The 26,278-nt window shown below is 47.3% G+C and carries 25 protein-coding genes; all 25 read left to right on the top strand.

Annotation, left to right across the window (positions count from 1 at the left end; all coding sequences use genetic code 11):
* The first annotated feature begins 78 nt into the window (after positions 1 to 78).
* Positions 79 to 462, top strand: a complete 384-nt coding sequence (locus ACTNBR_RS08005) for an Asp23/Gls24 family envelope stress response protein (RefSeq protein WP_427807977.1) — start codon at positions 79 to 81, stop codon at positions 460 to 462.
* 15 nt (positions 463 to 477) lie between these two features.
* A complete protein-coding gene (gene nusB / locus ACTNBR_RS08010) occupies positions 478 to 873 on the top strand; it encodes a transcription antitermination factor NusB (RefSeq protein WP_427807975.1) in 396 nt (131 codons plus the stop codon).
* A gap of 31 nt (positions 874 to 904) precedes the next feature.
* Positions 905 to 2,173 carry an exodeoxyribonuclease VII large subunit gene (xseA, locus tag ACTNBR_RS08015; protein ID WP_441017713.1) on the top strand — a complete coding sequence of 423 codons (1,269 nt, stop codon included), beginning with the start codon at positions 905 to 907 and terminating at the stop codon, positions 2,171 to 2,173.
* A 3-nt stretch (positions 2,174 to 2,176) separates the two neighbouring features.
* Positions 2,177 to 2,479 (top strand): exodeoxyribonuclease VII small subunit, encoded by a 303-nt coding sequence (xseB, locus tag ACTNBR_RS08020; RefSeq protein WP_427807971.1) that lies wholly within the window; start codon positions 2,177 to 2,179, stop codon positions 2,477 to 2,479.
* Complete coding sequence (locus ACTNBR_RS08025; RefSeq protein WP_441017711.1) at positions 2,469 to 3,359, top strand: polyprenyl synthetase family protein; 891 nt, start codon at positions 2,469 to 2,471, stop codon at positions 3,357 to 3,359. Before xseB ends, ACTNBR_RS08025 begins: the two co-directional genes overlap by 11 nt.
* A 12-nt stretch (positions 3,360 to 3,371) precedes the next feature.
* The gene (dxs, locus tag ACTNBR_RS08030; protein WP_441017709.1) at positions 3,372 to 5,243 is read left to right on the top strand and encodes a 1-deoxy-D-xylulose-5-phosphate synthase; all 1,872 of its coding nucleotides are present in this window, start codon (positions 3,372 to 3,374) and stop codon (positions 5,241 to 5,243) included.
* Positions 5,244 to 5,249: 6 nt separating this feature from the next.
* Positions 5,250 to 6,056: a TlyA family RNA methyltransferase gene (locus tag ACTNBR_RS08035; RefSeq protein ID WP_427807965.1), complete on the top strand. Its 807-nt coding sequence runs from the start codon at positions 5,250 to 5,252 to the stop codon at positions 6,054 to 6,056.
* Between the two features lie 19 nt (positions 6,057 to 6,075).
* Complete coding sequence (locus ACTNBR_RS08040; RefSeq protein ID WP_427807963.1) at positions 6,076 to 6,909, top strand: NAD(+)/NADH kinase; 834 nt, start codon at positions 6,076 to 6,078, stop codon at positions 6,907 to 6,909.
* A gap of 35 nt (positions 6,910 to 6,944) precedes the next feature.
* The gene (argR, locus tag ACTNBR_RS08045) at positions 6,945 to 7,397 is read left to right on the top strand and encodes an arginine repressor (protein ID WP_427808035.1); all 453 of its coding nucleotides are present in this window, start codon (positions 6,945 to 6,947) and stop codon (positions 7,395 to 7,397) included.
* A gap of 24 nt (positions 7,398 to 7,421) precedes the next feature.
* Entirely contained in the window at positions 7,422 to 9,095 is a 1,674-nt protein-coding gene (gene recN, locus ACTNBR_RS08050) for a DNA repair protein RecN (protein ID WP_441017707.1), read from the top strand.
* Positions 9,096 to 9,244: 149 nt separating this feature from the next.
* Complete coding sequence (gene spoIVB / locus ACTNBR_RS08055) at positions 9,245 to 10,312, top strand: SpoIVB peptidase (RefSeq protein ID WP_427807959.1); 1,068 nt, start codon at positions 9,245 to 9,247, stop codon at positions 10,310 to 10,312.
* A gap of 125 nt (positions 10,313 to 10,437) precedes the next feature.
* Positions 10,438 to 11,226, top strand: coding sequence for a sporulation transcription factor Spo0A (spo0A, locus tag ACTNBR_RS08060; RefSeq protein WP_427807957.1), 789 nt, complete (start codon positions 10,438 to 10,440; stop codon positions 11,224 to 11,226).
* Between the two features lie 74 nt (positions 11,227 to 11,300).
* Complete coding sequence (gene glgA / locus ACTNBR_RS08065) at positions 11,301 to 12,737, top strand: glycogen synthase GlgA (protein ID WP_427807955.1); 1,437 nt, start codon at positions 11,301 to 11,303, stop codon at positions 12,735 to 12,737.
* A gap of 81 nt (positions 12,738 to 12,818) precedes the next feature.
* Entirely contained in the window at positions 12,819 to 13,685 is an 867-nt protein-coding gene (metF, locus tag ACTNBR_RS08070) for a methylenetetrahydrofolate reductase [NAD(P)H] (RefSeq protein WP_441017705.1), read from the top strand.
* Positions 13,686 to 13,693: 8 nt separating this feature from the next.
* A complete protein-coding gene (locus tag ACTNBR_RS08075) occupies positions 13,694 to 14,341 on the top strand; it encodes a vitamin B12 dependent-methionine synthase activation domain-containing protein (protein WP_427807951.1) in 648 nt (215 codons plus the stop codon).
* A gap of 24 nt (positions 14,342 to 14,365) precedes the next feature.
* Complete coding sequence (locus ACTNBR_RS08080) at positions 14,366 to 16,840, top strand: homocysteine S-methyltransferase family protein (protein ID WP_441017703.1); 2,475 nt, start codon at positions 14,366 to 14,368, stop codon at positions 16,838 to 16,840.
* Between the two features lie 110 nt (positions 16,841 to 16,950).
* Positions 16,951 to 17,085 carry a hypothetical protein gene (locus ACTNBR_RS08085; protein WP_427807947.1) on the top strand — a complete coding sequence of 45 codons (135 nt, stop codon included), beginning with the start codon at positions 16,951 to 16,953 and terminating at the stop codon, positions 17,083 to 17,085.
* 446 nt (positions 17,086 to 17,531) lie between these two features.
* Positions 17,532 to 20,171 carry an alanine--tRNA ligase gene (gene alaS, locus ACTNBR_RS08090; protein WP_441017701.1) on the top strand — a complete coding sequence of 880 codons (2,640 nt, stop codon included), beginning with the start codon at positions 17,532 to 17,534 and terminating at the stop codon, positions 20,169 to 20,171.
* Between the two features lie 323 nt (positions 20,172 to 20,494).
* Positions 20,495 to 20,671 (top strand): 30S ribosomal protein S21, encoded by a 177-nt coding sequence (gene rpsU / locus ACTNBR_RS08095; protein WP_004054229.1) that lies wholly within the window; start codon positions 20,495 to 20,497, stop codon positions 20,669 to 20,671.
* Between the two features lie 89 nt (positions 20,672 to 20,760).
* On the top strand, positions 20,761 to 21,357 hold the full coding sequence (locus tag ACTNBR_RS08100) for a putative ABC transporter permease (protein ID WP_427807943.1): 597 nt from the start codon (positions 20,761 to 20,763) through the stop codon (positions 21,355 to 21,357).
* Positions 21,358 to 21,613: 256 nt separating this feature from the next.
* On the top strand, positions 21,614 to 22,831 hold the full coding sequence (locus ACTNBR_RS08105) for an aspartate aminotransferase family protein (protein ID WP_427807941.1): 1,218 nt from the start codon (positions 21,614 to 21,616) through the stop codon (positions 22,829 to 22,831).
* A 231-nt stretch (positions 22,832 to 23,062) separates the two neighbouring features.
* Complete coding sequence (locus ACTNBR_RS08110; RefSeq protein ID WP_427820665.1) at positions 23,063 to 23,350, top strand: hypothetical protein; 288 nt, start codon at positions 23,063 to 23,065, stop codon at positions 23,348 to 23,350.
* 65 nt (positions 23,351 to 23,415) lie between these two features.
* A complete protein-coding gene (locus ACTNBR_RS08115) occupies positions 23,416 to 24,645 on the top strand; it encodes a serine hydrolase (RefSeq protein WP_441017699.1) in 1,230 nt (409 codons plus the stop codon).
* A 451-nt stretch (positions 24,646 to 25,096) separates the two neighbouring features.
* Positions 25,097 to 25,369 (top strand): hypothetical protein, encoded by a 273-nt coding sequence (locus ACTNBR_RS08120; RefSeq protein WP_441017697.1) that lies wholly within the window; start codon positions 25,097 to 25,099, stop codon positions 25,367 to 25,369.
* A gap of 24 nt (positions 25,370 to 25,393) precedes the next feature.
* The gene (locus ACTNBR_RS08125; RefSeq protein ID WP_441017695.1) at positions 25,394 to 26,278 is read left to right on the top strand and encodes a metallophosphoesterase; all 885 of its coding nucleotides are present in this window, start codon (positions 25,394 to 25,396) and stop codon (positions 26,276 to 26,278) included.

Genomic DNA, 26,278 nt, shown 5'->3' on the forward strand with positions numbered 1-26,278 from the left:
GATATAGTATGAGTAGAATGTGCCCCGATAAGGGGCGGATGAACTGAGTATACAGATGAATTTTGAAGGAGGCTTATCATGAATAAAGAAGAAAGAAACACATATACAATTGAAACCGATGAGAATCTAGGCGTTGTTCAGATCGCAGATGAAGTGGTTGCGATCATTGCTGGGCTTGCGGCAATGGAAGTAGAAGGCGTTTCTTCCATGGCAGGCAACGCTACAAGAGAACTGATCGAGAAGCTTGGTATGAAGAGCCTTTCCAAGGGTGTGAAAGTAGATGTGCTTGAAGGAATCGTGACCGTTTCTCTTGCGTTGAATCTGAAGTACGGAAGAAGTATTAAAGAGACGACCATGAAGGTGCAGGAGAAAGTAAAGGCAGCAATTGAAAATATGACCGGCCTTACCGTAGCGGACGTGAACATCCGTGTAGCAGGCGTGGATATGCCGGATGAAGAATAAATTTGGAGAGAGACGATGGGAAGAAGTGAACTGAGAGAACATATTTTCAAAATGATTTTCGGACTGGAATTCACGGAGGAGGAACAGATCGAGAAGCAGTTGGAGCTGTATCTTGACCAGCTGGATGAGGTGAGCGAGAAGGATCGCAGCTATATGCTGGCAAAGGCAAAAGCGATTGCCGAAAAAGTATGTGAGATCGATGCGATGATCAATGAGAATGCGACCGGATGGAAGACAACAAGAATGAATAAGGTGGATCTTTCTATTCTTCGGCTTGCTGTCTACGAGATGAAATTCGATGACGATGTGCCGGTGAAAGTAGCGATCAACGAGGCCGTAGAGCTTGCCAAGAGATTCTCAGGTGATGAAGGGCCGGCATTTATTAACGGAGTACTGGGAAAGCTTGCTTAAGTCTTACCCGGTCTTCGGTGCAGGAGAGATCATGCAGAATGTATATACAGTAAAGCAGGTCAATGCGTATATCAGAAATATGTTTGCGCAGGACTTTATGCTGAATCGAATTTATGTGAAGGGTGAAGTGTCGAATGTAAAATATCACACTTCGGGACATATATATTTTTCTTTAAAAGATGAGTCCGGGACGATTGCCTGTGTCATGTTTGCCGGGCAACGCAGCGGACTTTCTTTTCGTATGAGGGAAGGGCAGCAGATCATTGTCCATGGAAGTATCAGCGTTTATGAGAGAGACGGGAAATACCAGCTCTACGCGAAGGAAATCCGTCTGGACGGGGCAGGACTTCTCTATGAACGTTTTCTGGCATTGAAGCAGGAACTGGAAGAAATGGGGATGTTTGCGCCGGAATACAAAAGGCCGATCCCGCCCTACGTGCGGACACTGGGCGTGGTGACGGCTCCGACGGGAGCGGCTGTGCGTGATATCATGAATATTACGAAAAGGCGGAATCCTTATGTGCAGATTATCCTCTACCCGGCGCTGGTACAGGGAGAAGGTGCCGCTGAGAGTATCGTGAAAGGAATCCGGATGCTGGAGGAGAAGAAGGTGGATGTCATGATCGTCGGACGAGGCGGAGGCTCCATCGAGGATCTCTGGGCATTTAATGAAGAAATCGTGGCAAGAGCCGTATTTGAAAGCACAGTTCCGGTCATTTCGGCCGTGGGACATGAGACGGACATGACAATCATTGATTATGTGGCGGATCTGCGCGCGCCGACACCCTCGGCTGCGGCGGAACTTGCGGTCTGTGAGATTCGCAAAGTGGATGAGAAGATGGAGAATTATGCACGCAAGATGCACCGGAGCCTCGTGCAGAAGCTGAATATGACGCGCCTGGTGCTGGAAACATATCAGGCAAAGATGGGGTATCTAAGTCCCAGGGGAAGACTTCTGGATCTGAGACAGCAGCTTGCGGATTACGAAGAACTGATTCCGGAGGCATTTAACGCCAGAATCAGGGATTTCCGGGATAAAGTAGACGAATACGAAGAGCTCCTTCACGCCGACATGGGAAGGCAGCTGACAGATGCAAAGCATAGGCTGGCTCTCAGGAGCGAGCGGATGAAGGGGGCATCACCGCTTGACAGGCTGAATCAGGGATTCTCCTATGTGCAGCGGGAGGACGGACGCACGGTCAGACGCGTTGCGGATGTCAGAGAAAAGGAGCTCCTCAACATATATGTGACCGATGGCGTGATCCACGCACAGGTCAGAGACGTCCGGAAGGAGGATTAAAGGGTGGCAGAGACGAAGAAAAAGGCAGTGCCGAAAGAAAAATTTCAAGAAGAATGGAAACAAGAGGCTGGACCGATCAAGGAAGAGAAGGAAGCTGAACAGGAAGCGGAAGAGACACTGGAGCAACTCTTTGAGAAGCTGGACGATGTGACGAACAAACTGGAAAGCGGCGAGACATCGCTGGAGGAATCGTTCCGGCTGTACCAGAGCGGAATGGAGATGTTGAAACGGTGCAGTGATAAAATCGATAAAGTAGAAAAACAGGTGCTGATATTAGAGGAGAATGGAGAAACACATGAATTTTAGTGGAGAAATGAAGCAGAAAGTAAATGAGATCGAGGCAATCCTGGATGAGTATCTGCCGGCTGCCGAAGGATATCAGAAGCAGATCATGGAAGCAATGGCGTATAGTGTGACGGCGGGAGGAAAGCGTCTCCGCCCCATGCTGATGCAAGAGACCTTCCGCCTTTTTGGCGGAGAAGGAAAAGTCGTGGAGCCATTTATGGCGGCACTGGAGATGATCCACACCTATTCACTGGTTCACGACGACCTGCCGGCGATGGATAACGACGAATACCGCCGGGGCAGGAAGACGACCCATGTGGTTTACGGGGAAGCGATGGGAATTCTTGCGGGAGACGCACTGCTCAATTATGCGTTTGAGACGGCAGTGAAAGCATTAGACATTGCTCCCGAAAAGAGCCTTCAGATTGGAAAGGCACTTAAGATTCTGGCCGAAAAGGCAGGAATTTACGGAATGATCGGCGGACAGGTTGTGGATGTGGCATCCTGCGGTAAGGGACTGGACGAAGCGATGCTGAACTTCATCTATGAGCTGAAGACCGGAGCACTCATTGAAAGTGCTATGATGATCGGTGCAGTGCTTGCCGGTGCTACGCAGGAACAGGTAAGAACGGTGGAGAAGATCGCATCGGATGTGGGAATTGCATTCCAGATCCAGGATGACATCCTGGACGTGACGAGCACGCAGGAAGAACTCGGGAAACCGATCCACAGCGATGAAAAGAATGAAAAATCGACATATGTGACCATAAAAGGTCTGGATGAGGCGGCAAAGGACGTAGAAAGAATCTCGGAAGAAGCAGTGGAGCTGCTTCAGAGTCTGAATCTTGAGAATCCTTATCTGACATGGCTGATTCAGGAACTGGTACATAGGAGAAAATAATGAGGTGTTGGCATGTATCTGGAACAGATTCAGAAAGCAAATGATATCAAAAAATTGAAGGACGAGGAGCTGGATGAACTGGCTCTTGAGATCCGGAAATTTCTCATAGATAAAATCAGCCGAACCGGAGGGCATCTTGCCTCCAATCTTGGTGTGGTGGAACTCACCATGGCCATGCACTTGAATTTCGATCTTCCGGAGGATAAGATTATCTGGGATGTGGGCCACCAATCCTATACCCATAAGATTCTGACCGGAAGAAAAGACGGGTTTGATGATTTGAGAAAATATGGCGGCATGAGCGGATTCCCGAAAAGAAAGGAAAGTGACTGTGACGCATTTGACACGGGACACAGCTCCACTTCCATTTCCGCGGGGCTTGGATATGTGTGTGCGCGGGATATCCTCGGGGAGGATTATCATGTGATTTCCGTCATCGGTGATGGATCCCTGACGGGAGGAATGGCTTACGAGGCACTCAACAACGCGGCCACACTCAAAACTAATTTTATTATTGTGTTAAATGATAACAAAATGTCTATTTCCCAGAATGTGGGCGGAATGTCCCAGTATCTGGACGGACTGCGCACCGCCAAGGCCTATACTGACTTGAAAAATGCGGTTGAGACGGTGGTGGGAAGCATTCCGGTCGGCGGCGAGAAGCTCGTAAAACATATGCGCAAGACGAAGAGCAGCATCAAACAGCTCTTTGTGCCGGGTATGTTTTTTGAAGATATGGGGATCAAATATTTAGGACCGGTGGACGGGCATAACCTGAAAGCACTCTGCCGGGCGTTCAAAGAAGCAAAGAGAGTGAAAGGGCCGGTGCTTCTTCATGTGCTGACCCGCAAAGGAAAAGGATACCTCCCGGCAGAGCAGGATCCGTCGAAATTCCACGGAACCGGGCCATTTGACATCGTAACGGGAGAGCCGTTGACAAAGAGTGCGAAAGATTCTTACACGGATGTGTTTTCCAAAGTCATGCTGGATCTTGGGAAAAAGGATGAACGTCTGGTGGCAATCACGGCTGCGATGGAGGACGGAACAGGACTTGCCGCTTTCCATAAGCATTTCCCGGACCGGTTCTTCGATGTGGGGATCGCCGAAGGGCATGGCGTGACGTTCGCGGCGGGACTTGCGGCAGCCGGCCTTCATCCGGTATTTGCGGTTTACTCATCTTTCCTGCAGAGGGGATTTGATCAGATCATCCACGATGTATGTCTGCAGAAGCTTCCGGTCGTGTTTGCCATTGACAGGGCAGGTCTGGTAGGAAGCGACGGCGAGACGCATCAGGGCGATTTTGATCTGTCCTATCTTTCGATGGTGCCGAATATGACGGTGATGTCACCGAAGAATAAATGGGAACTGGCAGACATGCTGCGCTTTGCGGTAAAAATGGGAGCACCGGCCGCGCTTCGGTATCCCCGTGGCACGGCGTACGACGGATTCAAAGAATACCGTCAGCCGATCGTCTACGGCAAGAGTGAAGCGATTTTCGAGGAGGATTCCATTGCCATCCTGAGTGTGGGACATATGTTTGAAACGGCCGTGCGTGTGCGTGAACAGCTGAAGGATACCGGTTACAACTGCACGCTGATCAACGCGCGCTTCGTGAAACCGATCGATGAAGAAATGCTCCTTGCACTGGCAGGTGAACATGAACTTCTCGTTACGATCGAAGAAAATGTCAAAAGCGGCGGTTACGGAGAAAGAGTGTTGGATTTTGTTTCCAGAAAAGGATTGAAGATGAAGGTACTTATGATCGCATTGCCGGATGATTATATTGAACACGGCAGTGTGGATGTACTGCGCCGGGAAGTCCTGATGGATGATGAGTCCATAGCGAAGCGAGTCATGACGGAATATATGGGACGGAGAGGATAAAAAGACATGAAAGAACGGTTGGATGTATTACTTGTAAAGCAGGGTCTGGCAGCCTCCAGAGAGAAAGCAAAGGCAATCATCATGTCCGGCAATGTGTTTGTGGACGGACAGAGAGAAGATAAAGCGGGAACCACATTTTTCGAAGATGTAAAGATTGAAGTAAAAGGGCATACCCTTCCTTATGTGAGCCGGGGAGGGCTGAAGCTGGAGAAAGCGATGAAGAATTTTGATGTCTCCATGGAGGGCAAGGTGTGCACCGATGTGGGATCCTCTACGGGAGGCTTTACGGACTGTATGCTGCAAAATGGAGCCAGAAAAGTATTTGCAATTGATGTCGGAAGAGGGCAGCTTGACTGGAAGCTAAGACAGGATGAGCGTGTTGTCTGCATGGAGAAGACCAATATCCGCTATGTGGTTCCGGAAGATCTCGGCGAGCCGATCGATTTTTCTTCCATCGATGTCTCCTTCATTTCCCTTACCAAGGTGCTTCTTCCGATCCGGAATTATCTGAAAGATGATGGGGAAATCGTGGCACTGATCAAACCACAGTTTGAGGCGGGGCGTGAGAAAGTCGGTAAAAAAGGAGTGGTCAGGGAAAAAAGTACTCATGTTGAAGTGATTGAGAAAGTGACAGAATATGCCGTTTCCATAGGATTTAAGGTAAAGGCGCTGGAGTTTTCGCCGATCAAAGGACCGGAAGGTAATATCGAATATCTGGTTCATTTGCAGAAATGCCCGCCGGAAGAAGCAAAAGTGGAGGAAGGTGTACGTATCCGTCAGGTGACGGATGCGGCGTTTGACACACTTGCATAACAGGGATATGAGGCTGAAAATGGAACGATTTTATATTATTACAAATTATGCAAAAGACGAAGACTATCGAATAACGACTCGGATCAAAGAGTGTATTGAGTCTTACGGGAAGACCTGTATCCTTTGCCAGAAGGATGACTATGAGAAGATCAGACCGGAGACGATACCGAATCAGATCGACTGTGCACTGGTCGTTGGAGGCGACGGAACGTTCATCCAGGCATCCAGAACCTTGTTCGGAAGAGAGATTCCTATGCTTGGCATCAATATGGGAACGCTTGGATATCTGACGGAAGTAGAGGTCCAGAATGTGGAGCGCGCCATCGAACAGCTGATGACAGGCAACTATGCGATCGAGAACAGAATGATGCTCTACGGTTCCGGCCCGAATCAGATGCGGGATGTGGCACTGAACGATATTGTTGTCACAAGAAGCGGACTGATGAAAATCATCCAGATCAATCTGTATGTCAATGGGGAATTTTTAAATTCGTATAAAGCAGACGGAATCATTATTTCTACACCGACCGGATCGACCGCATATAACCTTTCGGCAGGCGGCCCGATTGTGGAGCCCAGGGCATCGCTCATCGTGGTCACCCCGATCTGTTCACACGGACTGAATTCACGGAGCATTGTTTTTTCGGGAGATGATGAGATCGTGATTGAGATTGGAGCTCATCGTGCAGGACAGTGTGAAGAGGCGGCGATCAGTTTTGACGGGGCAGATGTGATTCCTTTGCATACCGGAGACCGGGTGAGAATTAAAAAAGCCTGGGAGACGGCGAAAATCGTCAAATTGAGCAAGATCAGTTTCCTGGAGACTATGCGTGAGAAGATGAAGGGAAATTAGGGCATTGCCTGATAAATATGGAAAGGAACTGGAACATGAAAGTAAACCGACACGCGAAAATAGTAGAACTTATAAATAAATACCAGATCGAGACACAGGAAGAACTTGCAGAGCGGCTGAACCAGGTTGGTTTCCATGTGACACAGGCAACGGTGTCCAGAGATATCCGGGACCTCAAGCTTACGAAAGTTCCGGCTGAGAACGGAAAACAGAAATACGCAGTACTGGAAAGCGGAAATACTGCCATGGGAGAAAAGTATATCCGCATTCTGCGTGACGGATTCGTGTCGATGGATATGGCACAGAATATTCTGGTCATCAAGACGGTCTCCGGGATGGCGATGGCAGTGGGGGCCGCTCTGGACGCGATGAAATGGACAGAACTGGTGGGATGTATTGCCGGAGACGACACCGTGATGTGCGCGGTGCGAAGTGTGGATGATACCATCCTTTTGATGGAAAAGATCAAGAAGCTGCTCGCGAAGTAGCTGAAAAGTAGAACAGGAGGAAGCATGTTACAGAATCTACATGTGAAGAATCTCGCCCTGATCGATGAGGTCGAAGTGGATTTTGCGGAAGGTCTGAATATTCTGACCGGAGAGACTGGGGCAGGAAAATCAATCGTATTGGGAAGTGTGAGTCTTGCCCTCGGCGGGCGCTATTCAGCTGATATGCTGCGAAAAGGAACGGATGCGGGGCTTGTAGAGCTTACCTTTTCCGTGAATTCTCCTGAGACGATCCGCAAGCTTGAAGAGCTGGAGATTCATCCGGATGACGGGCAGATCATCATCAGCCGCAAACTGACGGGCTCCAGAAGTGTGAGCCGGATCAACGGGGAGACGGTGACAGCCTCTAAGATCCGGGAAGTGGCATCGGCGCTTATTGATATACACGGACAGCATGAGCATCAATCCCTGCTTTATAAAAAGAATCACCTGGCCATACTCGATGCATTTGCCAAGGATGCGGACGGTGTGAAAAAACAGGTACAGGAAGCGTACCGGACATATCGTGCCGTGCAAAAGGAACTGAACGAGGCGGATACGGATGAAGCTCAGAGACTGAAGGAGATTTCCTTCCTGGAATTTGAGATCGAAGAGATCCAGAATGCGGGACTATCCGAAGAAGAAGATTTGGAAATAGAAGAAACATATCGAAAGATGGTGTCCGGCAAACGAATCGCAGAGAGTCTGGAAGAGGCCTATGCCTATCTGGCAGGAGAGAACCAGGAAAATGCAGGCGAACTTCTGGGACGCGCTGTCCGTGCCATCGCAGATGCGACCGGATACGACAAGCATACGGAAGAGCTGTACGGCCAGATCATGGAAGTGGAGAGCCTTCTGGGGGATTTCAGCCGGGAACTGAGAGATTACACGGATTCGCTGTCTTTTTCACCGGAAGCTTTCTATGAAGTGGAGAGCAGACTGAACGATATCAATCACCTCAAGTCCAAATACGGCAACACCGTGACGGAGATTCTCGAATACTGTGAAAAACAGCAGCAGCGACTTCAGATCCTTCAGGATTACGATCATTATCTGGATACCCTGAAAGTCCGCGTAAAAGAAGCAGAGGACAGATTAGGGGAGTTGTGCGAAAAACTGAGCCGGATTCGTCAAAAAGAGGCAAAAAAACTGCAGGAAAAGATCCTGGAAGGGCTTCTGGACCTGAATTTTCTTGAAGTGCAGTTCGAGATCCGGTTCACAAAAACCCAGGATTACACAGCGGAAGGAACCGATGATGTGGAGTTTATGATTTCCATGAATCCGGGACAGCCCCAAAAGCCGCTGGCGGAGGTCGCATCCGGCGGTGAACTATCCCGAATCATGCTGGCAATCAAGTCGGTTCTTGCAGATAAAGATGAGATCGAGACACTGATATTCGACGAAATCGATGTGGGGATCAGCGGACGCACGGCGCAGAAGGTCTCCGAGAAGATGGGCGTGATCGGGCGGAAACATCAGGTGATTTGCATTACCCATCTGGCGCAGATCGCAGCGATGGCGGATGCCCATTATGCGATCGAAAAAAAAGTGGAAAATCATGTGACGAAAACCAGCATTTCCCGGCTGGACGAAGAAGCATCCGTAAGAGAACTGGCGCGGATTCTGGGAGGCGCCCAGATCACGGATGCAGTGCTTCGCAATGCCGAAGAAATGAAAAATCTGGCATCCGGTTTAAAATAAAGATATTTTTTGCATACTAAAAGCAGGAACACAAGTTTCCTGCTTTTTTTGTATCTGTTCAGAGCCGAGCAGTGGTTTCAAAGTTGGCTCTGAACACTTACGTTTTTTCATCAGAATCTTCAGAAAAAGCAGGAGAAAGGGGAACAGACATGACAGTCAGATGGTATCGAAGAATGCTGATTATTTTATTGGTGTTTGCCGTGACGGTCGGCGGCAGCTACTGCTTCCTGCAGATAAAAAGGGAGGAACTGAAAAAAGAGGTGAGCGCAGGCACCGGATCCGAGAATCTGTTGATTCCGGGAGGAATGCCAATAGGCATATACATGGAGACGGACGGAGTGATGGTACTCGGCACAGACGAGATCAAAAGCAGTGACGGGAGCTCAACTTCCCCTGCAAAACATCTGGTGAAAGACGGAGATTATATCGTCGGAATCGATGAAGAAGAGGTAGAAAATAAGCAGGAACTCATCGAAGTTATGCAGAATTTGTCGAAAAAAACCGTAATTCTGCACTTACGTAGAAAAATGGAGTATATTGATGTAAAGATTCATCCTGCAAAGGATGAAGAGGGGAAGTATAAACTTGGCATCTGGGTAAGGGACAATGTGCAGGGACTCGGAACCATCACATTTCTGAATGCGAACAGCGAGTTCGGAGCGCTTGGTCACGGAATCCATGATGTGGACACGAGTGAGCTTTTGGAAATATCAGAAGGCACTCTTTATGAAACCAGTATACAAAACATCAAAAAAGGGCAGAATGGCAGTCCGGGAGGCATGGAAGGAATCATTGTATATAATCACTACAATGTACTCGGAAGTATAACGAGCAATACGGAAACGGGAATCTATGGGAAAATCGACCGGGTAGATAAGGTGTTCAAGAACCAGGAGGCCTATCCGGCAGCTTCGAAAGAAGAAATCAAAACAGGGAAAGCGTATATCCGATGCGCCGTAAGCGGTGAAGTAAAAGATTATGAGATTCAGATTACAAAAATCGACTTACACCCGGGGGAGGTCAATAAGGGAATCGAGATCCGGGTCACCGATGAGGAACTTTTGAGAATAACAGGCGGAATTGTGCAGGGAATGAGTGGAAGTCCTATTTTGCAGGACGGAAAAATTGTGGGAGCAGTCACGCATGTTTTCGTACAGGATTCGACAAAAGGCTACGGCATTTTCATCGAAAATATGCTGGAGAATCTTGACGAATAGCGTCAAGCGCGAAAAATGTCTAATTTTTACGACTTTGTTTTCTTGTATCCGGCAAATTCAGGAGCATATAATGTTTCCCGTAACAGCCGTAAATCTGCTGTCAAATCGAAGGAGGGTATAACTTTATGGAAAGGCTGAATGTTGCGATTGCCGACGATAATGAACGAATGCTGGATTTATTGAGCGAAATTATCGAAAGTGATCAGGAATTGAATCTTGTTGGAAAGGCGAACAACGGGGAGGATATGTATCATATTATCAAAGAAGAGGAACCGGATGTTGTACTTCTGGATCTGATCATGCCGAAAATGGACGGGATCAGTGTGATGGAACTTGTGAGCCAGGATAAGGCGGTCAAAAAACAACCCAATTTCATTGTTGTGACCGCAATCGGACAGGAGCGGATTACGGAAGATGCCTTTGAAAAAGGTGCATCATACTATATTTTAAAACCTTTCAACAATGAGACTGTGCTACAGCGGATAAAAAGTACCGGCCACGGAACAAAAGCGGCGGACCGGAAAGAAGAAACGATGGTTACAAAAGGACCGGACATGCAGGAGAACCTGGAAAAACAAGTGACGGATCTTCTTCATGAGATCGGGATACCGGCACACATCAAGGGATATCATTATCTTCGGGATTCGATATTGATGGTCGTAGACGATATGGATATTCTGAATGCGATTACCAAGATTCTGTATCCGACCGTGGCGAAAAAACATCAGACCACGGCGAGCAGAGTAGAAAGAGCAATACGCCATGCGATCGAAGTTGCATGGAGCAGAGGAAAACTCGACACGCTGGAGCGGCTGTTCGGGTATACAGTAAGCAATGGAAAAGGCAAGCCTACAAATTCTGAGTTTATCGCGCTTGTCGCAGATACGATCCGATTACAGTCAAAGCACAGATAAATCTTTTCAAATCGCCGTTTTTGCGGTATAATTAGTAGCTAGAAAGCCGCAAGAGAGAAGAAGGAGGGCGCAGGATGAAAAAGATATTGTTTGTAGCATCGGAAGCGGTGCCATTTATTAAAACGGGAGGCCTTGCAGATGTTGTCGGCTCACTTCCGAAATATTTTGACAAAAAGAAATACGACGTGCGTGTGATGATTCCAAAGTATGTATGTATGAAGGAAGAATGGAAGAATCAGCTTGTTTATAAGACTCATTTTTATATGGATCTGAATTGGCGGCAGCAGTATGTGGGAATTCTGGAACTGCAGTACGAAGGTGTTACATTCTATTTTATTGATAACGAATATTATTTTAACGGACCGAAGCCGTATGGAGATATTGCCTATGATATTGAGAAGTTCGCATTTTTCTCCAAAGCAGCGCTTTGCGCACTCCCGCTCCTGGATTTCCGCCCCGATATTATTCACTGCCACGATTGGCAGACAGGACTTGTCCCGGTATTTCTTGACAACTTCCGTTACGGAAATGAGTATTTCAGAGGAATCAAGACTGTATTTACCATCCATAATCTGAAGTTCCAGGGCGTGTGGGATAAGAAAACGGTTCGTGATATCACCGGACTTCCGGATTACTATTTCACACCGGATAAACTGGAGGCATACCGGGATGCCAACTTCCTCAAAGGCGGTATCGTGTATTCAGACCGCGTGACAACGGTAAGCAATACCTACGCAGAAGAAATAAAGACACCATTTTACGGAGAAAAGCTGAACGGACTTATGAATGCCCGTTCCAATTGTCTCTCCGGAATTGTAAATGGAATTGACTACAATGAGTTCAATCCGGAGACAGACCCGAACATTGTGAAAAATTATTCTATTGAGACATTCCGCAAGGAAAAAGTGAAGAATAAGACCGCACTTCAGGAAGAGCTTGGCCTGGAAAAAGATCCTCATAAGATGCTGATCGGTATTGTATCCCGACTGACAGACCAGAAGGGATTTGACCTGGTCAACTATGTAATGGATGAACTTTGTCAGGATGAGGTGGAGATCGTCATTCTTGGTACCGGAGAAGAACGCTATGAGAACAGCTTTCGTTATTTCGCATGGAAATATCCGGAGAAAGTCAGTGCCAATATCTATTATTCCGAGCCGATGTCACACAAAGTGTATGCATCCTGTGATGCATTCCTGATGCCGTCACTTTTTGAACCTTGCGGACTGAGTCAGCTTATGAGCCTTCGTTACGGAACCGTACCGATCGTTCGTGAGACCGGTGGACTGAAAGATACGGTTGAGCCGTACAACGAGTTCGAGAAGACGGGAACCGGATTCAGTTTTATGAACTTTAATGCGCATGAGATGCTTGGAACGATCCGTTATGCAGAACGTATTTATTATGATAGAAAACGTGACTGGAACAAGATCGTGGAACGAGGCATGCAGAAAGACTTCTCATGGAGCAATTCAGCAAGATTATATGAAGATCTCTATGAAGGAATGTAATAATTGGTAAAATTATCCCTAGTAAGAGAGTCGGTATTGAGATATAATGGAAGATAAGTATGTTAGAATAGGAGAGAAAGAATGAAAATCAAAGAAAGACTACAGGAAAATAAAGTACATATTTCATTTGAAGTATTTCCGCCGAAGACAGATGCAGGCTTTGAATCCGTTATGGGAGCGGTGGAGAAAATCGCTGCTCTGAAGCCCTCTTATATCAGTGTTACCTATGGTGCCGGCGGCGGAACGAGCAAGAATACAGTGAAGATCGCTTCACACATTAAGAAAGATCTGGGTGTGCCGAGTCTCGCACATCTGACTTGCGCGTCTTCCACAAGGGAAGAAGTTCATGCAGTGATCGACCGGCTGAAAGAAGAGGGAATTGAAAATATTCTTGCACTTAGGGGAGATATTCCGAAAGACGCCAGTTTCCCGATTCCGGGACAGTATCACTATGCATCCGAACTGATCCGGGACATCAAAGAACAGGGAGATTTCTGTATTGGCGCAGCCTGCTATCCGGAAGGACATGTAGAATCTGCAAGCAAGAATGAAGACATTCTCCATTTGAAAGAAAAAGTGGACTGCGGTGTGGATTTTCTTACGACACAGATGTTTTTCGATAACAGTATTCTTTATAATTTCCTTTATCGCATCCGCGAAAAAGGGATCACGGTTCCGGTGCTTCCCGGAATCATGCCGGTTACCAACGGTAAGCAGATCGCAAGGATTTGTTCGCTCTCCGGAACTGTGCTTCCGCAGAGATTTCTCGCGGTAGTGGATAAATTCGGAGATAATCCGGCGGCAATGCAGCAGGCCGGAATCGCGTATGCGACAGACCAGATCATCGATCTGATTGCAAACGGAATACAGAATATCCATATTTATTCTATGAATAAGCCGGAGGTTGCAGCGGCAATCATGGCAAATCTTTCAGAAATTATGAAATAGGTGTAACTATGACAGACTTAAGGACGAAAGAAGCGATTCGTTACCTTGGTTATGGAAAACACGCGGTAGATGAGGGAACGCTTGGGCTGATTTCAGACTCTTTCAGGGATCTGGAAGCATGTGCGGCAGCGAAATCCATCTACCGCATTTTTGAATGTGAACATACAGGGGAGAACGAATTACAAATAGGAAAAATGAATATTACAAGCAGGAGTCTCGGAAGGAACCTGAAGGGATGCGGCAGTGTGGTTCTGCTTGGAGCTACACTGGGGACCGGCGTGGATCTGATGATGAAGCGGTTCTCCCTCACAGATATGGCCAAGACGGTGGTACTTCAGGCCTGCGCCGCAGCGTATCTGGAGGAATATCTGGATCAGCTCCAGGAGAAGATCGGTGAAGAGCTAAGACAACAGGAAAAATGGCTCAGACCACGATTCAGTCCCGGGTACGGGGATTTTGACATTCATCATCAGAAGGACATTCTGCAAATGCTGGATACGGCCAAAACGATCGGCCTTACGATGACGGACAGCTATATGCTTACACCGGTCAAATCTGTGACTGCACTGATCGGGATCAGCGATTCCGATGAGAAATGTCATATCAAAGGCTGTGAATCCTGTGGGAAGACAGACTGCATTTACAGAAGAAACTAGAAGAAGTTAGAAGGAGCAATGGACATGAGTATACGAGAAAGACTGGGCAGAGAACTGCTCTTTTTTGACGGAGGAATGGGGACGCTTCTCCAGGAACGGGGACTGGAACCGGGAGAGCTCCCTGAAGTATGGAATCTGAAGCACCCGGAAGAGGTCGAGGAGATCCACCGGAGATATTTTGAAGCAGGCAGCGACATCGTCCTGACCAATACGTTCGGGGCAAATGCCTGCAAATTCCATGATGACAACTGGTCACTGGAGGAAGTTATCTGTGCTGCCGTGAAAAATGCAAAGCGGGCACAGGAGCAGGGAGTGCTGGATGGAAGAGAAACCTATGTGGCACTCGATATGGGACCCACCGGTAAGTTGTTAAAGCCCATGGGCGATCTGGATTTTGAGGATGCGTACCGCGCATTTGCAGAAGCTGCCACCCTCGGAGAAAAGAACGGTGCAGATCTCATCCATATAGAAACCATGAGTGACACCTACGAGGTGAAAGCTGCGGTACTTGCCGCGAAAGAAAACACCTCCCTTCCGGTATTTGCCACGATGATCTTCGATGAGCGGGGAAAACTTCTGACCGGCGGAGATGTCCCGTCCGTTGTGGCGATGCTTGAAGGACTGGGAGTCGATGCCATCGGAATGAACTGCGGCCTCGGACCGGACCAGATGCTTCCACTTCTGAAAGAGATGCGACGCTACACCTCTCTTCCGGTCATCGTAAAGCCAAATGCGGGACTTCCGAAGCAGAAGAACGGGGAGACATATTATGATGTAGAGCCGGAACGTTTTGCCGCCACGATGAAGAAAATCGTAGAAGAGGGTGCCTGCGTCATCGGAGGCTGCTGTGGAACCACACCCGATCATATCCGAAGAATGGTGGAAGCCTGCAAGGACCATCCAATCCTTCCGGTGGAAGAGAAGGAGGATACCATCGTTTCCTCCTATGGGAAAGCAGTGATTTTAGGGGATATGCCGCTTATTATCGGTGAGCGCATTAATCCGACCGGCAAAAAAAGGTTTAAAGAAGCATTGAAAGCGCACGATATGGATTACATCCTCAAAGAGGGAATCACACAGCAGGAGAAGGGTGCGCACATTCTGGATGTCAATGTGGGACTGCCGGATATCGATGAAGTGCAGATGATGAAGGATGTAGTGACCCAGCTTCAGAGCGTGACCAGCCTTCCGCTGCAAATCGACACGGTAGACGCAAAGGCCATGGAAGCCGCCATGCGGATCTACAACGGCAAACCTATGCTTAACTCCGTTAGCGGCAAACAGGAATCCATGAACGCCGTCTTCCCGCTGGTGAAAAAATACGGTGGTGTCGTAGTCGGGCTGACCTTAGACGAACAGGGAATACCTTCCGATGCAGACGGAAGAGTGAAGATCGCCGGAAAAATCATCGAAGAAGCCGCAAAATACGGAATCAGGAAGAAAGATATTGTTATCGATGTGCTGACCATGACCATCAGCTCCGAGAAGGACGGTGCAAAAGTCACCCTGGAAGCCCTCAGAAAAGTGCGAGAGATCTACGGAGTGCGCACCGTACTCGGCGTATCCAACATTTCCTTCGGACTTCCCAAAAGACCGGTGATCAACAGCCATTTCTACACCATGGCGATGCAGAACGGACTGACGGCAGGCATCATCAATCCTTCCTCCGAAGAAATGATGAAATCTTACGACGCATTCCTCGCACTGATGGGATACGATGAAAACTGTACCTCCTATATCACCAAATATGCCGCACAGGCAGCGGCGGAAAAAGCTGCGGCACAGGTGGCAGGCGGAAACGGAACACTCCGGATAGCGGGCGGAAACGGCCCCTCCCAGCCGGTGGGCACAGATACCGGGAACACACTGACATTAAAATACGCAATCGAAAAAGGCCTGAAGGAAGAAGCCCATCATCTCACCCGGGAACTCGTGAAAACACGGGATGCGATGGAGATCATCCAGCAGGAACTGATCCCCGCACTCAACGTCGTTGGAGACGGCTTTGAAAAAGGAACCGTGTTCCTTCCCCAGCTCCTCATGAGTGCCGACGCCGCAAAAATCGCCTTTGCCGTTATCAAAGACGTACTCGCCGAATCCGGAACTGCCGAAGAAAAAAAAGAAAAAATCATCCTTGCAACCGTCAAAGGCGACATTCACGATATCGGCAAAAACATCGTCAAAGTCCTTCTCGAAAACTACGGCTTCGAAGTCCTGGACCTCGGCAAAGATGTACCGCCGGAACTTATCGTAGAAAAAGCAATTGAAGAAGAAGTGACACTCGTAGGCCTAAGCGCACTCATGACCACCACCGTAGTCAGCATGGAAGAAACCATCCGCCAGCTCCGCGAGAAAAAGCCCGACTGCCGCGTCATGGTAGGAGGCGCCGTCCTCAACCAGGAATACGCCGACATGATCGGCGCCGACTTCTACGGCAAAGATGCCATGCAGTCCGTACACTACGCCCAGTCCCTCTTCGGAACAGAAAACAAAGTTTAGAAAAAATTCATAAAATCAAGCCACAAAAACCACAAATTATGTGAAAATTGATTTGAAAAGAACCCATTCATATGTTATGATAAAACTAGTTTAGCAAGGGAGGCACGAGTATGGCATTTTTCTCAACACTAATCAGCACACTTATTAAAATGGCTATCATAGCAGTCTTCGCATTCCTCGGAATCCTGACCGGAAAAAAACTGCGCGACCGCAAAAACGCCAAAACCGCAGCTGAAGAAAAATAATGAAGACAGATAAAAAGATTCTCCGGATCATAAATCCGGAGAATCTTTTTATTTGTCTGACTTCCCCCGCTCAATCGGTCCCATCTATGGGACCCAATTGAGCCCCACCCAGGAAAACCACATCCTCCCCCAGAAAATGCACATCCTCCCCCAGAAAATGCACATCCTCCCCCATGGAAATGCACAGCCCCCGCCTGACAGGGATGGTTCCCGGACCGTCAAAAACGCCGGCACTTGATGGCAGCAGCCGCATGCGCGGCGCCCTGGCATCATAGTACCGCTGCGTTTTTGCCCGAGCGAAAGCGAGTCCGGGAACCATCCCTGCCAGGCGGGGGCGTCCCCATTTTCCAACGCGAAACAGTTGACAAACCTCCCCACAATCTTTATAATTAAACTTTAGCAAATTGCGTGCAGAATTTTGCACGATACAGTATAGGAGGAAAAAGATGAAAGCGTACGGAGTAAACGAATTAAGACGTATGTTCCTTGAGTTTTTTGAGAGTAAGGACCATTTGAAGATGAAGAGTTTTTCGCTGGTACCGCACAACGACAACAGCCTTTTGCTGATCAACTCCGGTATGGCACCGTTAAAGCCGTATTTTACCGGACAGGAGATCCCGCCGAGACGTCGTGTGACGACCTGCCAGAAGTGTATTCGTACCGGTGATATTGAAAATGTTGGAAAGACAGCACGTCACGGTACATTTTTTGAAATGCTCGGTAACTTCTCTTTTGGAGATTACTTTAAGAGAGAAGCAATCCACTGGTCATGGGAGTTCTTGACAGAAGTTGTGGGACTGGACCCGAACAGATTATATCCGTCTGTATATCTGGATGACGATGAAGCATTTGAGATCTGGAATAAAGAAATCGGAATCGCTCCGGAGCGGATTTTCCGTTTTGGAAAAGAAGACAATTTCTGGGAGCATGGTTCAGGCCCGTGCGGTCCATGTTCTGAGATCTATTATGACCGCGGTGAGAAATACGGCTGCGGCAAACCGGGATGTACCGTAGGATGTGAATGTGACCGATACATGGAGATCTGGAACAACGTATTTACCCAGTTTGACAATGACGGACATAACAATTATACAGAACTGGAACAGAAGAACATTGATACCGGTATGGGACTTGAGAGACTTGCATGTATCGTACAGGATGTAGATTCCATGTTCGATATTGATACACTGAAGGCACTTCGCGATCAGGTATGCGAACTTGCAGGTGTGTCTTACGGTGAAGATTATAATACAGACGTATCCCTTCGCGTGATCACCGACCATATTCGTTCCGTATCGTTCATGATTTCCGATGGAATCATGCCTTCCAATGAAGGACGCGGCTATGTGCTGAGAAGACTTCTCCGCCGTGCCTGCCGTCACGGAAGACTTTTGAACATCGAGGGCGGTTTTCTGACCAAGCTTGCAGAGACTGTAATCGAAGGTTCCAAGGACGGCTATCCGGAGCTGGAAGAGAAGAAAGACTTTATCATGAATGTGATTCGCAAAGAAGAAGAGCAGTTCGACAGGACGATCGATCAGGGCCTTGTCATTCTCAATGAGATGAAAGAGAAGATGGTGGTAGAAGGCGTAAAGACTCTGTCCGGCGAGGATGCATTCAAATTATATGATACCTACGGATTCCCGCTTGATCTGACAAAAGAGATCCTGGAAGAAGAGAAAATGGATGTGGATGAAGAAGGCTTCAAGGCTGCCATGGAAGTACAGCGTCAGACTGCAAGAAAAGCACGTAAAGTGACAAACTATATGGGCGCAGACGTGACCGTTTACGAATCCATCGATCCTTCCGTGACATCCGAATTTGTCGGATATGATAACCTGACCTATGAATCAAAGATCACCGTTCTTACAACCGACGAAGAGGTTGTGGATGCACTGTCAGATGGAGAAAGAGGAACCATTTTTGTAGAGAAGACTCCGTTCTACGCAACCAGCGGCGGACAGGAAGCTGACCACGGCGTGATCAGCTGCGGAGATGGAGAATTCATCGTAGAAGATGTTGTAAAACTGCTCGGCGGCAAGATCGGTCATATCGGACGCATGACCCGCGGAATGATGAAAGCGGGAGATACGGTAACACTTACCGTAGATGCCGAGAGACGTTCTCTCTGCGCAAGAAACCACAGTGCGACTCATCTGCTTCAGAAAGCACTCCGCACGGTTCTCGGAACTCATGTTGAACAGGCAGGTTCCAGCGTAAATGACGAAAGACTGCGTTTTGACTTCTCGCATTTCTCTGCAATGACACCGGAAGAATTGCAGAGGACCGAAGATATGGTCAACGACAGCATTTCCAGATCCCTTCAGGTTATCGCGAAGAATATGCCGATCGAAGAAGCAAGAAAGACCGGAGCACAGGCACTTTTCGGTGAAAAATACGGTGATATTGTACGAGTTGTCAATATGAGTGATTACTCCATCGAATTCTGTGGAGGAACCCACGTTGCAAATACAGGAGAAATCGGAGCATTTAAGATCATATCCGAGAGCGGTGTGGCAGCCGGCGTGCGCCGTATCGAAGCGTTGACTTCCAAAGGACTTATGAAATATTACGCGGCTCTGGAAGAAAAGATGCACGAAGCTGCGAAGCTTCTGAAGGCAACTCCGGATAATCTTGCAGAGAAGATCGCGCATCTTCAGGCTGAGAACAAAGAACTTCACAGTGAAGTAGAGAGCCTGAAGAGCAAACTGGCAAAGGACGCTATGGGCGATGTGATGAGCCAGGTAGAAGAAGTGAACGGAGTGAAGGTTCTTGCTGTCAGCGTAGAAGATATGGATATGAACGGACTTCGCGATCTCGGCGACCAGCTCAAAGAGAAGCTTGGAGAAGGTGTGGTTGTGATCGCATCTGCGGCAGGCGGCAAAGTCAGCCTGATGGCAACCGCAACCGACGGAGCAATGAAGAAAGGCGCTCATGCCGGTAATCTGATCAAGGCAATCGCATCCTGCGTTGGCGGTGGCGGCGGCGGACGCCCGAACATGGCACAGGCAGGCGGAAAGAATCCGGCAGGCATTCCGGATGCACTTGCAAAAGTGAAAGAGGTTTTAGCAGGACAGATTCAATAAATTAGTAACAGTTCAGCCATAAAGCTCGAGCCGACTGCTTCGCAGTCTTTCCCGCTGCATATGCAGCTAAGGCTCTCGCTCATGGCAAAGCGCCATATACAGATATTTAAAAGCAGTCTGCTGCAAGTAAACTTGCGCATTCTGCTTTTAAATATCTGTGCATGGCTGAACTGTTACATAAATTATGCATAATTTGGCATATTTTTAAAGAAAATTCTTGACTGTATTAAAAAATATGCTATAATCATGTGTAGTGCAATAAAATACCCGAACAGTCGTATAATGCACAATACAAGGCTGGAGGGGAGGTTAGGTGTGAGACTATGTCAAATGTAATCGTAAAAGAAAACGAGACGTTAGACAGCGCTTTACGCAGATTCAAAAGAAACTGCGCAAAGGCAGGAATTCAGCAGGAGATTCGTAAGAGAGAACATTACGAAAAACCAAGCGTAAGACGTAAAAAGAAATCCGAAGCTGCTAGAAAACGTAAATATAATTAATATGTGCAGAATAATGAGGTGTTTGAATATCAACACCTCATTTTTTTAGCGGGCAGGAGGTCGAAGGGCCAAGTGCCGGAGGAATGGATATGTGGTGGAATAGAGTGATTTTTGGAGTTGGAAGTTATGAATTAGTCATGTGGTTCCTGACTTACGGAATGCTGGGATGGCTCGTCGAATCGATCTATATGTCCTTTTGTAATAAAAAGCTGACGAACAGGGGATTCGGAAGAGGTCCGTTCTGTCCAATCTATGGTGTGGGGGCGCTGACTGTATTTTTTCTCCTCAGGCCATACAGCGAGAATCGTGTCCTGTTGTTTTTCATGGGATCCTTTTTCGCAACCATTCTGGAATATCTGACCGCACTTCTGATGCAGAAGGTGTTCGGAGAAGTCTGGTGGGATTATAATGAAAAACCTTTCAACTATAAAGGGATAATCTGTCTCGAAAGTTCGATCGCCTGGGGGTTCTATACCTTGTTTCTCTTCATGTTCCTGCAGAACACAGTGGAGGGAATCGTGGCATTGATCCCGCTTTATGTAGGACGGGTGGCAGGTTCGGTACTGATCACCGTATTCGGTATGGATTTTCTTTCATCCTTCTACAATGTAAAAAAGGATGATATGCCGGAATGTGTTACCGGACCGATCGAAAGAATAAAAGAGAATATCCGTAATTTTATTTAGAAAATTTATCTGAAATATCTATAATTTTTTTGTAAAAATTTTGTGTTGACAAATTTTAGACTGAGGTATATACTCATAATCGTTAAATGACAAAGGCGTCATGTACAGGATGTACATGGCGCTTTTTTTTATCTTGAAAGAAGATAAGACTCCCACCTTCATAGGTGGCGAGTTGCGCAAGTTACTCTTGGTGGGAGTCAAATCTACTTCATTTTGATATTTCTTACAACAATAAAGAAAATGGGAGGAATTTCTTATGAAACTCAAAGACACAGGATTAACAGCAGAAGAATTGAAAGCCATTGTAAACAAATACATGGTAGAAACCTATGCACGTTACGATTTCATCGCAGAGAGAGCAGAGGGAATGTATCTGTATGATGAAAAAGGCGTTGCATATCTTGACTTCTATGGCGGTGTTGCTGTAAACAGTGCCGGAAACAGAAATCCGAAAGTAGTTGCGGCAATCAAGGATCAGGTTGATGATATTATGCATACCTTCAACTACCCATATACCGTACCGCAGGCACTCCTTGCAAAAAAAATCTGTGACACGATCGGGATGGATAAGATTTTCTTCCAGAACTCAGGAACAGAAGCTAATGAATGCATGATCAAAATGGCAAGAAAATACGGTGTTGAAAAATACGGCCCGGAACATTACCATATCGTAACAGCTGTCAACGGTTTCCATGGCAGAACCTACGGAGCACTTTCAGCAACAGGTCAGCCGGACAATGCATGCCAGCTTGGATTCAAACCGATGCTTCCTGGATTCTCTTATGCAAAATACAATGATCTGGAAGATTTCAAATCAAAAGTAACAGAAAATACGATCGCGATCATGATCGAGCCGGTACAGGGCGAAGGCGGTGTACATCCGGCAACACAGGAATTCATCGAAGGACTTCGCAAGCTCTGCGATGAGAGAGGAATGCTTCTCCTTCTTGATGAAGTACAGACCGGATGGGGACGTACAGGTTCTCCGATGGCATTCATGGGATACGGAGTAAAACCGGACTGTGTAACTATGGCGAAAGCAATGGGCGGCGGAATGCCGATCGGAGCTTGCTGTGCAAGTGAAGAGGTTGCGAAAGTATTTACATCAGGAACACATGGTTCTACATACGGTGGACATCCTCTTGCATGTGCTGCATCTCTTGCATCTATCACAGAGATTCTGGACAACGACCTGAGCGGAAACGCAAAAGTAATGGGAGAATACTTCAAAGAAAAACTTGCAACCCTTCCACATGTAAAAGAAGCAAGAGGAAAAGGACTCCTGGTAGGCTGCGAATACGATATGCCGATTGCATTGGATGTGAAATGGGCATGCTTCCGCAGAAAACTTCTGATCACGGCGATCGGAAACAATGTAAACCGTATGATTCCGCCACTTACACTTACCAAAGATCACATTGATCAGGCAATCGAGATCATGAGAGATGCGATCCTTGAAGTGACAGGAGAATAGAAGACGGCGTGAAACAATCATAAATATTGCAAATAAAGGCATTGCATGCGAACATCACAAAGCATGGCAATGCCTTTTTTTGTTCCATGCATTTGAGAAAATGGTCCATTGGATTATTGTGAGTTGTCATGTATATAATAAAATGAGCTTGCTATTTTTGTGATTTGGCAGTATATTTCTTTCAAATGGTTCCGTATATAAGGCGGTTATTTACAATGGAGGGATAAATCAATGTTGAAACGGATGCAGCTTTTTCCGCTGAATTTTTATAAAAAGGCAAAGTTTAACGGAAGTATGGGAAAGATGAATTTCCGACTGGGAAAAGAAGAAAAAGAATCTGAGGATGGCGAGAAGGAGACGATCCTTCTGGGTACGGTCTGGGAAGGACCGTACAATTACGACAACACTCCGGAGGAAAAAAAAGAGACGAAAGAATTTGCCTTTGCAGAAGAAGGAATCTGCGAAGCGCTGGACTGGTTTAATGAAAAAGGAAAAGAATATAACGGAAACATAGGATAGAAGGTTCTATTTTAATGCGGCATGGCATTTATTAGTAACAGATGAATTGGTGAAGGAGCTGTTTTATGCGTAGATTTCTGGCTGTATTTCTGGGAATCGTACTGTGCCTGCAGACGAGTTATAGGATGCCATGCCTGGTCAGCCTGGCGAATGAAGAAACGCAAACAACCGGCAATATCCAGGATGATTCCGGGGAAAAAGAAAAAAATACAGAAGAACTTGGCATTTCCGCAGAGTCAGGAATAATTATGGAAGCTTCCTCCGGGAAAGTTCTCTATGAGAAGGAGGCCGACAAGGAGCTTCCGCCTGCGAGTGTGACCAAGATCATGACACTTCTGCTCATTTTTGATGCTCTTGAGAGTGGACAGATCCATCTGGAGGATGAGGTGACGACTTCCGAGTATGCGGCATCCATGGGCGGATCCCAGGTGTTTCTGGAACCGGGAGAAAAGCAGAGCGTGGAAACTATGATCAAATGCATTTCTGTGGCAAGTGCGAACGACGCCTGTGTGGCAATGTCCGAATTGATCTGTGGCAGTGAGCAGGCCTTTGTACAGAAGATGAACGAACGTGCCAAGGGGCTTGGAATGGAACATACTCATTTCGTAAACTGCAACGGACTGGATACGGACGGACACCTCACGACCGCAAAAGATATTGCGCTGATGTCTCGGGAACTCATCACAAAATATCCAGAGATTCATAAGTATTCCATGATCTGGATGGAAAATATAACCCATACGACCGCGAAGGGGACCAGCGAATTCGGCCTCACCAACACCAATAAACTGATTCGCCAGTACGAATACGCGACAGGACTGAAGACCGGTTCCACCAGTAAGGCGAAGTTCTGCCTTTCGGCAACGGCTGAAAAAGACGGGATTGAAATGATCGCTGTTGTCATGGCTGAGCCGGATTCCAAAACCCGTGTCAAGGATGCGATTTCTATGCTGAACTACGGTTTTGGAAAATGCAGCCGCTTCGTCGATGAAAATGTGCTTGAGGAGCCGATTTTTGCGGAAGTGACCAGGGGAATCGAAAAACAGGTTGAAGGCGAAGCCGAGAATTCCTTTCAGTATGTGGATGTCACAGGTGCAGATCTGAATGCCATAACGAAAGAAACAACGGTGGAACAACTCGATGCACCGGTGAAACAGGGCGATACCATCGGGCAGGTAAGCTACAAGCTGAACGGAGAAAAGATTGGTGAAGTTGCCATTTATGCAAAAGAAGATGTCGGAGCGATGACATTTTTTTCGGCATTGCTGGACGTATTGGAAGAAATGACAGTTTAAGGAGATGCAACGGAAATTCAGGAAAATGCTTTCGAAGGAGTTACGGCTACAGCTTTCTATCCCGGCGGGAATGAGACCTGGACAAGCGATGTGATGCAGAACTACGGCGGCACCATCACCTGGAAACCTCTCTGGCGGAGCTGGCTGGAGAAAATTCTGGAAAGACTTCCGCGCTGGTGGAAGTAGCATCACGCCAAGCTGTTATCCGAAATAGAAAAGCCCCGGTCAAAGCGAAGTTTACCCTCGGTCTGGCCGGGGTTCTATTGTGACGGACCATACGATCCTCGGTTAGAAGAATTTATAAATCAGGTGTACAAATATTCAAAAATCAGATATGATATAAGTACCATGGAAATGCTGGGTTTGAAACTGTAAGAAAAGGAATATATGTAGATAAGACAGGGTTGATATCGTTTATTAACAGTACACTTGGAACAAGCGATAAGATGACATGTATAAGCAGACCACGACGTTTTGGAAAATCATTTGCAGCAAAGATGCACGTGAGGAATTTGTTCGTGCTGTAACTACAGGGAAGCATACAGAAATTGCAAAGCTGATTCGTAACTCTGATCATCTTCTGGATGCTACATTGAATATGGATGCGGAAGAGGTGGCTGCTGCAATTAAGGATTATGGAGCAGATATTCTGTTGGTTGGAATTAATTACGATCCGAAGAGCAAAGAACATTCCTGTATGATAGAACGGGTAGAACGAGATTAAGATGATTTTAAGGAGATATACGGTATGATATATATACTGGCAGCCCTTATTGTGGCAGTGCTGCTCATATTAGCTGAAATATACCGGGAGACACATCGGTTTGTAGTGACGGAATACGAGATCAGGACACCGAAGCTTCCTCCTGAAATGGAAGATAAAAGAATCGTATTTTTAAGTGATCTTCATAACCGCGAATACGGAGAGGAGAATGGTAAGCTTCTGGAAAAGATTCGGGAGCAGAAACCGGATCTGATCCTCTGCGGCGGGGATATGCTTGTGGCAAATAGAAATACGCATGGCGGCAGGGAGAGTTCCTGGGGAAAGGCGGCAGAATGCATGAAAAAACTGACCGAATTTGCCCCGGTATATTGCGCGCTCGGAAACCATGAACAGAGGATGCTTGAGGATCCGGAAAATTACGGCGACAGCTACTGGAAATATAAGAAAGAACTGGAACAGGCCGGAATCCATTTTCTGATCAATGAATCCTGCGAGATGGAATGGGAAGGCACTCGGGTTCTTCTGTATGGAATGAAGATGCCTTCGGAATGTTATGCCAGATTCGGCAGGATGGAGCCTTCCCTGCAGGATATGAAAGACGGACTGGGACAGGCAGATCCGCAGGCATGGAATGTTCTGATGGTGCATCACCCGGAATTTGTCACGATCTACAAAGAATGGGGAGCGGATCTGATTCTTTCCGGTCACCTTCACGGGGGCGTTATGCGGCTCCCTGTACTGGGAGGCGTCATCAGCCCTCAAGTAGGGCTGTTCCCGAAATATTCCGGCGACTGCTACAAAGAGGGAGATACAAGTATTGTAGTCAGCAAAGGACTGGGGACGCATACGATCAATATCCGTCTGTTCAATCCGGCGGAGCTGATCGTGCTTCATATTCATGGAATGTAG

It is taken from the genome of Bariatricus sp. HCP28S3_F11, from assembly GCF_052065395.1.
Lineage (GTDB): Bacteria > Bacillota > Clostridia > Lachnospirales > Lachnospiraceae > Allocoprococcus.